Genomic DNA, 12,635 nt, shown 5'->3' with positions numbered 1-12,635 from the left:
CCTGCGTACCTGCTGACTGTGTAGAATTCATCTTTCATGCCGGCCGGACCGTCTTACTGCATGATGCCCCGGGTCTTCGGCGTCAGCGCACCGTAATCATTAATGGTCTGGAATGTGATGTCCTGCCCGGCATCCGCCGGCAGCTTCACCGTACTCTCCCCTTTCGGGGCGACCATGGTGTTTCCCAGGATGCGTGTGCCTGCATTCAACTGAACCACTGTCAGAAAATAGGGAGTGGGGTTGATCACCGTCAGCACGCCCGCACTGCGGCGAAAGCGTAGCTGTTCCCATGCTTTATCCGGTGCGGGGTTCAGCCCCAGCGGCCGGTAAAACAGCTTGATACGGCTGGTGATAGCCAGTTGCAGGGTGTTAGCTTTCATCTGGCTTTTGTCCACAGATGGAATGGCTTTAACGTTGACCCAGAACAGGCTTTCCCGATCCGCAGGCAGACTGTGGTTTGTCGCGTCAATAATCCGCAGGGTGTTCTCTTTTTTACCCTGCATCACGAACAGGGGTGGCGTTATCACAAACCGACCATCTTTCTTCCCGTCACTGTTTTCCACCCATGACTGGATGAGAAAGGTGTTGCGGTCATCACTGTTGTTCACCCCCAGAGAAACCTGCTTCTGGTCTGCCTGATAAATCACCCGTGTTGCGCCCAACGCTACACCAGCCTGCGCCTGTGCCGAAACGGCCACCATCAGAGCGGCTGCGACTCCTGCCACTGTCCTGCGTATTGTCATTGTGATGTTCTCGTCCTGCTCTTTTAATCCGGACAGGCGGCGGCCCGAGCCATCCCCTGCGCCACTCACCGGTATCACCGGTCATTTATTCATATGTGAGATAAAACCATGCCTGGGCATTCGCCTGACCGCCGGTTACGACCCGCCCCGTCGCCCGGTATTTCGCCACCAGGTCAAGCGTCACGGGTCCCGCCTGTAGTTTCTGCCGGGTTGTTGGCACCGGACTGTTGACGGGAATAAGCACCCCCTGACGATCAAACAGCGCCACCCCCACGTTGGTGGCAATCCCCGGCCCCTCTCCGATGGAAAGCACATCCGGCTGTTTGCCATCACCCACTCCACGAAACTGAATAGCCACATAGCGGCTGACGTTCGTATTACAATTCAACAGCTGAATATGAAAAGGGACCGGATCAGTATCCTCACCAACCCGATGAAAACGGTTGCTGCTGACCTGTCCCATTGAAACCGTCAAAGTCCGGTCACCGGCCTGTACCTCGCAAGCGTCAGCAATGACTTCCCCCTGAAAACGCATCTGCCCACCAGGCAGATAAACATGCCAGCCTCTGGACATGGCGGTGGAAGAAGCCAGCAGTAACAGCAGTGCCATTCCGGCACTGTTTCGTAGCTTTAGCATCATTCACTCCCCCGACGAGTTGCGAAACGGGCACTCCCTTGCCCGGCATATTTTTCGCTGGATAAATTACTGGTACTGCACTTTGAAGTTTGCCTGGCCGTTGGCGTTACCTGCCGTCGCCGCGCCGGTCGCATAGTACTGGGCTTCAAACGGAATAAGGTTAGTGCCGGTGCTCAGCGTGGTGGTCGCGCTGAAGGTGTTACCATCCAGCCCCAGAGCAGCGCCGGTACGGTCAAGGATCTGGATACCTACGTTGGTGGCATTACCCGCTGCAGAGCTGTCCAGCGACAGCACCGTCGGGTTGGCGCTGTTAATGGCCACGCCGCTGAAGCCGACGGATGCCAGAGTGGAAACAGTAAGGTCGCAGTCATCCAGTTGGATATTGAACGGAACTTTGGAGCTGGTTTTACCGGCTGAGCCCAGAGTGCTGGATTTAACCTGTCCCATCTGGACGGTCTGGTTCACGGAGTTAGCGTCCACGGCACAGGCAGCGTTTACCACCGAACCAGTGAAGTGCACAGTACCGCCATTGACGATGTTTGTAGCCGCCTGCGCAGAAACTCCGGCGAAAGAAAGGGATGCCATCAGAGCGGAGAGCGCAATAATTTTTTTCATACTGTTTTCCTTGATTAAATTAACGTTTCATGAACATGAAATGCGTGACGGTCGCACTTCGTCCTGACAGCCTGTCAGAGTCCCCCGGACTTTTTTCGCAGCCCGTTTTACCCCTTCAGCTGGACCGCCATATTCCGTTCAGTTTTCACCCAACAATGAAACAGTTAGGACCAAACTGTTTACTGTTATTCCATGCTAAGGAATAGAAAAATTTAAAAATTAAATACTATTAAAAAGATAAAAATTTATTATTTAAGGAATAAAATGCTGACAAAATGGAATGAAATGGAAATGGACGGAGGTGCGATGATTTAAAGTCCGGAAAAACATGGCGAGATGTGGCTGAAATGTAAGGTCTGTGTAAATTCAGTGGAAATTTAATTTGTTAACATTCATATAGTTAAAGTTAGTTTCTGAAGAAATACTGAAATGACTATTGCAAAATTTTACAGTTCAATCCAGACTGTAGACAGTTTGGTCCTAATTGTTTACACCTCGCCTTTTTTTTATACGAAATATCAATCACTTATTCCTCCTTTTTTTCTTGTGTAAATCAATGTCAAGACGGTTTTCTCGCTCCCATAATCCGGTAAAACGCGCAGCATTGCTGGCCGTATAGCGGACCGTGTGGCGTATATTTCTGTGCCCGAGATAGTCCTGAATCAGCCGGGTATCAGTGCCCCGCTCTGCCAGTTCGTAACCACAGGCATGTCGCAGCATATGCGGGTGAGTGGCGGTATTCAGCCCGCTACGCTCGCCGCTATTGCGGACAATGCGCCACGCCTGCTGGCGCGACAGCGGCGTTCCACGAGTGGAGATAAACACGATTTCCGGCAGGATCGGCTTCTGCCAGGTCTCCCTGACCCGCATCCAGGCCTCCAGAGCCCGTCGTTCATCGGGCATCAGCGGGTGAACAGTGGAAAAGCCTTGTTTGAGGCGGCTCACGATAATGCGACCTCCCTGCAGATCAAGATCCCGGAACCGTAGTCCAAGAAGTTCACTGATGCGCAAACCATGACGGAAGGCCAGCAGTATAAGGCAGCAATCGCGGGCGCCGGTTTGCCCGCCGGAGACGGCCTGCATCATGTGGCTGACTTCACGCCAGGTTAGAAATTTACGTTTGCTCATGGAGCACCTCCGTGACGGTCGCTGACCGTCAGATAAAAAACATTAATAAAAACATGGAAATATCCATTCTGATACTGGACGGGGCGCATAATACACCAGACGGCGTATTTTTCAGGAAAGTATCCAGGCGCGGAGAACGGGTCAATGACCTGGACAGAAGAAAGGTCAGGCAGCAGGAGAAATTAGTCAGTAAAATGCTATTCCGTTTATTCAAGTATTTCGAACAATGCTTCCCAGGGACAAGCAAACTTGATACGCCCCCTTAAGGAGCGAATTTTTCTCTCCATGTCATGTCAATCCTGGCTTTTTCCTGGAGGTATTTTTGAGCGTATCCGGTGTGAGATGAAATGCATTGAAATCCCGCGATGCTATTAACCGCATCCGGTCTGAGCATCTGCCCCTGAAATACAAAACGCCTGATGATATTCATCAGGCGTTTTACAGGCAGAAAACTGTCAACCGATATCAGGACTAGCCACGGCAAAAATTAACATCAACACGGAAATATGTACGCCAGGTACGGGACCGTGAAGGCGCCGTTCTCCGCCGATAACGGTCACGATATTAACGATCCGCGCAAAGTTATCCGGCAAGGCTTGCTGCCCGTGCGCGAGATGGTCGCCCGCCGGATCCCGCTATTTGGCTCTCAGAACCGGGGCTAAGCCCGGCATATCGTTGATGCGTCATCAGATGGTCGCGCTACGCACTCCCCCGGAGTCTCGCCGGGGGAGTGCGCTAACCTGTCAGAGGCTAAAACGCGAAGCAGGAGCAGCCCATCACGCCCCGGAACGCCTGCTCGTCCGACACCGGCAGCGACGACTGACGGGCAATATCATGCTGATGACCGTGCGCGCCGCAGCTGCCGCAGCACTGGTGCATCTGGGCTATCGCCCCGACTTTCGCCGCCGCAGGGTCCCCAGTCCCACCGGCACCTCCAGCGCCAGCATTTTCGCCACCGGTGGCGTATGCTTAAGCGCCTCTTTGCCATAGCGATCGACAAAATATTCGCCCTGGAAAGCCATTCGGTGCTGCACCGCGATACCGCCGCCGAGCGCCTTCACGCGCTCAATATTCCGCTCGGTAATGGTCTCCGCATGGTCAAAGAACCAGTGCAGGCCGTTAAACGGAATATCGCGGTTCACCTTCTCAAAAACATCCAGCATCCGGCTGATGGATTCATCATAGGTGGCATGCAGGCGGAACGGCCAGCGGTGCTCCACCCGCTCCAGCTCATCGTCCATCCCTTCCGGCAGGTCAGGGCGCGATTGCAGGAAATCTTCAAAATCCGCCGCCGGGAAGACCAGCATTTCACCAGCGCCGTTGGCGCGGAAAAAATCGGTCCCCTGCCCCGGTTTCAGCATATCGGTCCAGCGTTCGAAATCATCCAGCTCCTGTTTTGGCCGCTGGGTAAACAGGTTATAGGCAATACGCACGGTCATCTGCTGTTGCGCATGCAGCTGTTCAATAATTTCATAATCTTTCGGATAGTTCTGGAAACCACCCCCGGCATCAATCGCGCTGGTAAGGCCAAGCCGGTTCAGCTCACGCATAAACTGGCGCGTCGAATTGACCTGCTGCTCCAGCGGCAGTTTCGGCCCTTTCGCCAGGGTCGCGTAGAGGATCATCGCGTTAGGTTTAGCGATCAGCATCCCGGTGGGGTTACCGCGGCCATCGCGCACCCACTGCGGAGACGGCGTGCGATCGGCCTGATCTTTCAGCGTCCGCAGCGCGTCCGCCAGCGACGGAACCCCCTCCCAGCGCAACTCGAGATTATAATTCAGCCCGCCGCGGATCAGGTGCAGGTGGGAATCGTTGAGACCGGGGATCACCGTATGGCCTTGCAGATCGACTATCTGCGTCCCCTGGGCAGCAAAACTCATGATCCGATCGCTGCTGCCGGTAGCGAGGATCTTGCCGTAGGCGATCGGCCTCATTGAGCAACGCCGCAAAAGATCTGGAAAAACAGTCCGTACAGCTAGGAGCTGGCTGGAGCCAGGGAAGAGCGGACCGGCGCAGATATGATTCTCGGCGCCATCAACAAACCACCACCTACGCCCTACGGTCGTTGAATATCGCCTGGCGTAGCGATAACGACGGCCTCGCCCAGCGCTGGTGGCGGGAGGCGATTCTCCACGACCCGTTTCTGAACCCGCTCTACGGCTAACGGCTAAACCAGACGCAGGCGGAAATAGCGGCCAGGCTCAGGACGCCATCATGCAACGCGCCGACGCCCTCTTTCACCTGCCACTCGCCAACGTCCAGCAGCGGCGAATCCTCGACAACCACTTCGCAGGCCTCGCCGCGGTTGATGGCGACCAGCACGCGCAGCTGCTTATACACGCGAACAAAGACCACCGCGTTCTCTTCGGCATAAATCACCTGACAGCCGCCGTATCGCAATGCCTTACTGGCTTTGCGCAGCTTCGCCATTCGCTGATACAGCCCCAGCAGCGCGGTATCCTGCAGGGCGGGATCCCACGGGAAGGGTTTACGACAGAAGGGATCGTTGTTGCCATCGACGCCCACTTCATCGCCGTAGTAGATGCACGGTACGCCCGGCCAGCAAAACAGCCACACGACCGCCAGCGGCAGGCGGGCGATATCTTTGCCCAGCAGCGACTTAAAGCGCGCGGTATCGTGGCTGTCGAGCTGGTTAAACATCCGCAGCTGCTGTTGATGCGACAGCCCGGCGCGATAGTTATCCATCCAGGCGACGCAGGTCTGCGCATCAATCTTCTGCGGGTCGTAAGAGATATCGGTATTGGCGAGGAACCCCCACAGCGGGAAGGTAAAACCGCGGTAGTTCATGGCGGCATCTTCAGCGTCCGCCTGGAGCCACTGGCGGGCGTCGCCAAAATGTTCGCCAAAGACAAAGGCGTCGGGCTGGGCCTGCTTCGCCGCTGCGGTAATACCGGCAATATGGCGCAGGTTGTTGCGCGCCCCGCCGCCTTCGCCCAGCATATGCACCACGTCCAGCCGCCAGCCGTCCATGCTCCACGGCGCCTTCAACCAGTGGCGGACAATGCTGTCTTCTCCGGCGTAGATTTCATTCACCAGGCTCGCGGACTGGTAATCCAGCTTAGGCAGACTGGCGTAGCCCAGCCAGCTATGCGCTTCCCCTTCTGGCGAGAGGGTAAACCAGTCGCGCCACGGCGAATCGGCATGGTGACACGCCCCGCTGCTGCTGCGCTGGTGGCGGTCGAACCAGGCGTGCGAATCGCCGGTATGGTTAAACACGCCGTCGAGGATCAGACGCATCCCTTCCCGCTGCGTATTGTGGCGCAGACGCAGCAGCGCGCCATCGCCGCCGAATTGCGGATCGACGCGGCGGTAATCTTCGGTATCGTATTTATGCACGCTGGGGGCGACAAATACCGGGTTCAGATAGAGCGCGGTCACGCCAAGCTGTTTGAGATACGGCAGCTTCTCGCTGATCCCATCCAGGTCGCCGCCGTAGAATGTCGACCCGCCCGCTTCGCCGGTTAACGGCTGATCCCACGATTTCCGCACGATGTCGTGCCCGGCGGCGTGATGATAATAGACCCGATCCTGCTCCGCTTCTCGCGGCTCGCTGCGCGCAAAACGGTCAGGGAAAATTTGATAAAAGACCTGATCGGCCACCCACTGCGGGCCGCTATCCGGTAGATCGACGGCGAACTGTTCCAGTCGCGCCGGCGGGAAACGGTTAAAGCCCTGCGGCGTAAACCAGCGCTGACGATCGGCCCACAGCAGCTTAAAACTGTAGCGCCGACGCGGCTGACCGCCTGCAAGATTGAGTTCGCCCCGCCACGCTACGACGCCCGGATACGGCTCCTGGCGCAGTCGGCGCATCGGCAGCGAGAGCTCTTCATTATCTTCTTCCGCACGCAACGTCACCAGCTGCGGCAGATTATCGCCGCTGAGCCATAAAGTGATAAAGAGTCGTTCCTGCTGCTCCTTGATAAACGGAGCCACAGGCAGGTGCCATGCCTTCAACATCGTCATTCCTCTCTCTTTAGAATGGGCACACCTTGCCACAGCCCACAGGCGTATGACTCATCATCACAGAAATTATTGGGGGAGGATAACGGGGGTGGAGAACGCGCCTGCCAAATCCGGCAGGCGCGGGGACGCGTTACTGCACCTGCGCCAGCTGACGGTCGCGGCGAGTTTTCAACTGCCAGCCAGCCAGCAGCAGCACAATCCAGGCGAAACCGACGTACAGCGAGATACGGGTATCCGGATGGTAGCCAATCAGCGCAATAATAAAGACGAGGAACACCAGGCCCACGGCGGTGGTGGTTATGCCGCCCGGCACTTTAAACTTCAGCGCTTTCGCCTCTTCCGGCGACAGACGACGGCGGAAAGCAATCTGCGACAGCAGGATCATTATCCACACCCAGACGGTGGCGAAAGTGGCCAGCGACGCAATCACCAGGAAGACGTTTTCCGGCATGATGTAGTTAAGATAGACCGCAAACAGCAGCGCAACGGTCATCACCATCACCGTCACCCACGGGATCCCGCGACGCGAGGTTTTGGCGAAAATCTTCGGCGCGCTGCCCTGCTCGGCCATCCCGTGCAGCATACGCCCGACGCCGAATACGTCGCTGTTAATCGCCGACAGCGAGGCGGTCAACACCACAAAGTTAAGGATACTGGCAGCAAACGCGATACCCATATGCTGGAAAGTCAGCACGAACGGGCTGCCGTCAGTACCCACCTGACTCCACGGATAAATGGACATAATCACGAACAGCGTGCCCACATAGAACACCAGGATGCGCATCGGAACCGAATTAATCGCGCGCGGAATGGATTTCTCCGGGTCTTTCGCCTCGCCGGCGGTGATGCCGATAATCTCTATCCCGCCGTAGGCGAACATCACCATCTGCAGCGACATGACCATTCCCAGCCAGCCGTTGCTGAAGAAGCCGCCATTGCTCCACAGATTATGGATGCCGGTAGGCTGCCCGCCGTTACCGATACCCCAGATAATGATGCCGAAACCGGCAATAATCATGATGATGATGGTGGCGACTTTAAAGAACGAGAACCAGAACTCCAGCTCGCCGAAAACCTTAACGCTCATCAGATTGACGGCGCAGATAACCAACACCACGCTGAGTACCCAGATCCAGTGCGGGACCGTCGGAAACCAGACGCCCATATAAATCCCGAACGCCGTCACGTCGGCAATCGCCACAATCAGAATTTCAAAACAGTAGGTCCAGCCGGTGATATAGCCCGCCAGCGGGCCGAGATAATCCTGCGCATAGCGCGAAAATGAGCTGGCGGCAGGGTTATGTACCGACATTTCGCCCAGCGCGCGCATAATGATATACGCGGCCACCCCGCCGATAATATAGGCCAGCAGGACGCTCGGGCCGGCCATTTTAATGGCGTCGGCTGAACCATAGAACAGGCCGGTACCAATCGCGGATCCCAGCGCCATAAAGCGGATATGCCGGGTACTTAGCCCGCGCTTAAGTTTGTTACTACTTTCCATCGTATTCCATGCCGTTTTTCTCTTCAGGTCTTCAGCGGAGCAAGCCCTAAAAGAGGATTACCTGAAAAACAAAAAACCACGGGACCCAAAGCCCCGTGGCTTAACACTGATTAAAACCGCCGCTTAATGCGCGCTGGAGGTCACCTGCCGTCCTGCCGCGCGGTCCCAGATCGCCGCCAGAACCATCATCACCGCGGTAGGCATCAGCCAGGCCAGACCCTGTTCAGCCAGCGGCAGACGCGAGGTCCAGGCCGGTAACATGTCGGCGAACGCCGACGATTTAATACCGTCGATGATACCAAACATCAGGCTGATAAACATGGCCGGCGCAATGACGCGGGACGAATTATGCCACCAGTTGCGGGTAAAGCTTAAGACCACCAGGGCGATACAAGGCGGATAGATAGCCGTCAATACCGGAATCGAAATCTGAATCAGATGGCTCAGACCGAGATTGGAGACCGCCATCGAGAAAATACCGAGGATAAACACCAGCGTACGATAGGATAACGGCAGGTACTGCGCAAAGAACTCTGCGCAAGCGCAGGTCAGGCCCACCGCGGTCACCAGACAAGCGATGAAAATCAGCGCCGCCAGCATAAAGCTCCCCGCGCCACCGAAGGTGTGCTGGACATAGGCATGCAGAATCGCCGCGCCGTTGGCGGATTGCTCCACCAGCGTTGCGCTATCAGACCCGAGGCGGAACAGCGCCAGATACAGCAGCGTCAGCCCTACGCCGGCCATCAGCCCGGCCCAGACGGTGTAGCGAGTCAGCAGGCGCGCTTCACTTACGCCGCGGGAACGCGCGGCGTTAACAATGACGATACCGAAGACCATTGCGCCAAGCGTATCCATGGTCAGATAGCCGTTGACGAAGCCGTTAGAGAACGGCGCGGTGCGGTAAGCTTCCAGCGCATTGCTGATTGGGCCAGCAGGCCAGATCATTGCCGCCACGGACAAAATGATCAGGGCGATAATTTTCAACGGAGCAAGGAAATTGCCCACCGTATCCAGCAGTTTGCCCGGATAGAGCGAGACGAGGATGACCAGCGCGAAGTAGATCACGCTGTAAATCATCAGCGGCATCTCGCCATCGCCGGTCAGCGGGGCAATCCCGACTTCAAAAGAGACCGTTGCGGTACGCGGCGTCGCAAACAGCGGGCCAACGGCCAGATAGCAGACCACGGCCAGCAGGATGCCGGCCACTTTGCCGATCGGCGTACTCAGGCTTTCCACGCCACCGCCGACTTTCGCCAGCGCCACCACCGTCAGCACCGGTAAACCCACGGCGGTAATCAGAAAGCCAATAGCGGCGGTCCAGACGTGTTCACCAGCCTGTAAACCGACCATCGGAGGGAAGATAATGTTGCCTGCGCCAACGAACAACGCGAAGGTCATAAAGCCCAACGCGATAATGTCGCGAGATTTTAACTGATGGGTCATAAATTCATTACTGCCTGTGGATGTGGTGTTGTTAACAAACGGAAAAAAACCGTGTCTTCCCCTGAGGGAGGATACCGCGGTGGTTGCCGGAAAAATCAGCGGGATATGCTCCCGAATACGCGTGGGAAAGAATTGTTTTTTGAATTACCACGCAAAAACAGTCTGTCTGCGACAGCATGGGGGGCAATTTAAACGCTTATAACGTTTTAATGCAAGGCGGGATCGCAAAAGCAGATGATTATGCTAAGTCTACTTTAAGGAGTGGGATTATTGACCATATCATAGGAAAACCTCCGGCTAATCATGCGAACAAAAAAGCAGCGGACGTTCATTAATTACGCGGCTAAAAAGTGACGACAAACGAAAATGACCAGCCGAAGCTGGTCATTGGCAAGTCATGTTGACAACGGCGCGCTCAGGCGCTTTTTTTGGCAATTAAACGTTCCGGGAGTAAGAAGCTAAACCGCGTCCCCTGGCCTACCGTACTCTCAATTTCCAGGCGACTATCGTGATGATTCACCGCATGTTTCACGATGGCCAGCCCAAGGCCGCTGCCGCCGGTTTGCCGCGAACGCGCCTTATCCACGCGATAAAATCGCTCGGTCAGACGCGGAATATGCTCAGGCGCAATCCCCGGACCATTATCCTCAACGCTGAACAACGCGCCATGCGGCGCCCGCTGCCAACTGACGGTAATCTCCGTCCCCGCAGGCGTATGGTTGATCGCGTTATACACCAGATTGGACACCGCGCTGCGCAGTTGCTCTTCGTTACCCAGTACCAGCAACGTCTCATCGACGTGGAAGTGGATCGTCTGCTTCTGCTGGCTGAGCGTCTGCGCTTCTCGCTCCACCACCCGCAGCATCATCGGCACGTCGATTTTGTCATTCATGACCAGCGTCGGCGCCGCTTCAATCCGCGACAGCGTCAGCAGCTGTTTGACTAAGCCCTCCATGCGCTGGGTTTGTTCGCGCATCGTATGCAGCGCTTTTTCGCGCGTCGTCCCTTCCAGCTCCTGCTCCTGCATCATCTCCAGATAACCCTGCAGCACCGTTAACGGCGTGCGCAGCTCGTGGCTGACGTTGGCAAAAAAGTTGCGCCGCGCGCCTTCCAGCTGATGCATCTGCGTCACATCGCGCGCCACCATCAGCCACTGTTTGTCGCTGTAGGACATCACGCGGATCTCCAGATGACGGGAAGTATTGAGGATCAGATTGAGCGGTTTTGAGAAATTCCTGTTTTTGAGGTAGTTAGCAAATTCAGGATAGCGCAGAAGATTGAGAATATTTTGGCCGCTGTCGTCCGGCCAGCGCAGATTCAGGATCTGCTGAGCCAGGCCATTACACCAGAAAATAGCCCCCTCTTCCGTCGTCAGCACCACCGCATCGGGCAAAGATTCCGCCCCGCTACGAAAGCGTTTGATCAGATTGCCCAGCTCGCGTCGGCGCTTTTTATTGCGCATCTGCATCTGGTGAAGGCCGTAGAGCAGCGGTTCCCAGCTGCCTCGCCCCGGCGGCGGCGTCATGCTACGGTCGACCCATAGCCACCATGAAAGACGTAATAAATTCCAGAAATGCCAGATGAGAAGTCCGGTGACTGCCGCCAGCAAAAACCACGGCAGATAACCCACTACCGCCCCGAGAATCAGGGCCGGGATACAACATAAGAAAAGCTCAAGCGCCAGCCTTTTCCATGACAGCCGTTCCAGCACGGTTCACACTCCTGTCGAGATTCAGAAACGGGCGGAGAAACGATATCCCGTGCCGCGGACCGTCTGTACCATCCGGTCATGTCCGCTATGTTCCAGCGCTTTGCGCAGACGACGAATATGCACATCCACCGTTCTGTCTTCTACATACACATTGGTCCCCCAGACGTGATTCAGCAGCTGTTCGCGGCTGTAGACGCGTTCCGGGTGAGTCATAAAGAAGTGTAATAATTTAAACTCCGTCGGCCCCATGTCCAGCGGACTTTCACCGGTCATCACGCGGTGGGAGGAAGGATCAAGGCTAAGCCCTTGCATTTCAATCACTTCTTCCACTGCCATCGGCGAAATACGGCGCATCACCGCTTTGATACGCGCCACCAGTTCTTTCGGTGAAAAAGGCTTGGTGATGTAATCATCGGCGCCGGTTTCCAGACCACGCACGCGATCCTCTTCTTCGCCGCGCGCGGTGAGCATGACCACCGGAATATCGCGGGTCATCGCCTCACGCTTCAGCAGCTTGATAAACTGCAGACCCGATCCGCCCGGCAGCATCCAGTCGAGGAGAATCAAATCAGGCCAGGGTTCATTGAGTTGACTCACCGCACTGTCATAATCTTCCGCCTCGACGGGCTGAAAGCCGTTTTGCTCCAGAACAAAGCAGACCATTTCGCGGATCGGAGCTTCATCTTCAACGACCAGAATTCTTCTCGCCATTATTTACCCTGTATTTTTTAGCCATCAGTATAGAGTGCGGCGCCATTATGCGTCAGTTTTGTGACAGATTTATGAAGAAAATGACCGTCATATGATAGCGGATTTTGAATAATGACAAGGAGTAACAATCGATCCTGCCGGTGTTTAGAGGGCAACCTG

General features: G+C 55.8%; 9 protein-coding genes and 3 pseudogenes. 2 read left to right on the top strand and 10 right to left on the bottom strand.

The features are described from left to right. Window positions 1-53: 53 nt before the first annotated feature. The 4 genes from CWM52_RS05040 to CWM52_RS05025 form a co-directional block, all read right to left on the bottom strand. The gene (locus CWM52_RS05040) at window positions 54-701 is read right to left on the bottom strand and encodes a fimbria/pilus periplasmic chaperone (protein ID WP_407081241.1); all 648 of its coding nucleotides are present in this window, start codon (window positions 699-701) and stop codon (window positions 54-56) included. Window positions 702-828: 127 nt separating this feature from the next. Further along, window positions 829-1,380, bottom strand: a complete 552-nt coding sequence (locus CWM52_RS05035; RefSeq protein ID WP_100683205.1) for a fimbrial protein — start codon at window positions 1,378-1,380, stop codon at window positions 829-831. Between the two features lie 66 nt (window positions 1,381-1,446). Further along, a complete protein-coding gene (fimA, locus tag CWM52_RS05030; RefSeq protein ID WP_100683086.1) occupies window positions 1,447-1,995 on the bottom strand; it encodes a type 1 fimbrial major subunit FimA in 549 nt (182 codons plus the stop codon). A 522-nt stretch (window positions 1,996-2,517) separates the two neighbouring features. Further along, on the bottom strand, window positions 2,518-3,123 hold the full coding sequence (locus CWM52_RS05025; RefSeq protein WP_100683085.1) for a tyrosine-type DNA invertase: 606 nt from the start codon (window positions 3,121-3,123) through the stop codon (window positions 2,518-2,520). A 477-nt stretch (window positions 3,124-3,600) separates the two neighbouring features. Here CWM52_RS05025 and CWM52_RS05015 point away from each other — a divergent pair. Beyond that, window positions 3,601-3,785 (top strand): annotated as a pseudogene (locus CWM52_RS05015) (fructose-bisphosphate aldolase); the annotation flags it as partial. Between the two features lie 88 nt (window positions 3,786-3,873). Here the strand turns inward: CWM52_RS05015 and CWM52_RS05010 are convergent. Continuing rightward, window positions 3,874-5,048: pseudogene (locus CWM52_RS05010) on the bottom strand (amidohydrolase family protein); the annotation flags it as partial. Between the two features lie 146 nt (window positions 5,049-5,194). Between CWM52_RS05010 and CWM52_RS27060 the strand changes: the two are divergent. Next, window positions 5,195-5,287, top strand: a pseudogene (locus CWM52_RS27060) (hypothetical protein); the annotation flags it as partial. Here CWM52_RS27060 and malZ read toward each other — a convergent pair. From malZ to phoB, 5 genes are all read right to left on the bottom strand, one after another. Beyond that, window positions 5,284-7,101, bottom strand: a complete 1,818-nt coding sequence (malZ, locus tag CWM52_RS05000; protein ID WP_100683082.1) for a maltodextrin glucosidase — start codon at window positions 7,099-7,101, stop codon at window positions 5,284-5,286. The pseudogene CWM52_RS27060 and the gene malZ sit on opposite strands and share 4 nt — an antisense overlap. 136 nt (window positions 7,102-7,237) lie before the next feature. Next, window positions 7,238-8,611, bottom strand: a complete 1,374-nt coding sequence (gene proY / locus CWM52_RS04995; protein ID WP_100683081.1) for a proline-specific permease ProY — start codon at window positions 8,609-8,611, stop codon at window positions 7,238-7,240. A gap of 123 nt (window positions 8,612-8,734) precedes the next feature. Further along, the gene (gene brnQ, locus CWM52_RS04990; RefSeq protein ID WP_100683080.1) at window positions 8,735-10,054 is read right to left on the bottom strand and encodes a branched-chain amino acid transporter carrier protein BrnQ; all 1,320 of its coding nucleotides are present in this window, start codon (window positions 10,052-10,054) and stop codon (window positions 8,735-8,737) included. Between the two features lie 415 nt (window positions 10,055-10,469). After that, window positions 10,470-11,765, bottom strand: coding sequence for a phosphate regulon sensor histidine kinase PhoR (gene phoR / locus CWM52_RS04985; protein WP_100683079.1), 1,296 nt, complete (start codon window positions 11,763-11,765; stop codon window positions 10,470-10,472). A 21-nt stretch (window positions 11,766-11,786) separates the two neighbouring features. Continuing rightward, a complete protein-coding gene (phoB, locus tag CWM52_RS04980) occupies window positions 11,787-12,476 on the bottom strand; it encodes a phosphate response regulator transcription factor PhoB (protein ID WP_100683078.1) in 690 nt (229 codons plus the stop codon). Between the last annotated feature and the right edge of the window lie 159 nt (window positions 12,477-12,635).

This window comes from Raoultella sp. T31, from assembly GCF_002806725.1.
In the GTDB taxonomy this organism is placed as follows: Bacteria; Pseudomonadota; Gammaproteobacteria; order Enterobacterales; family Enterobacteriaceae; genus Klebsiella; species Klebsiella electrica.
The sequence above is the reverse complement of the archived record's forward strand: the minus strand, read 5'-3'. Positions and strand labels throughout refer to the sequence as shown.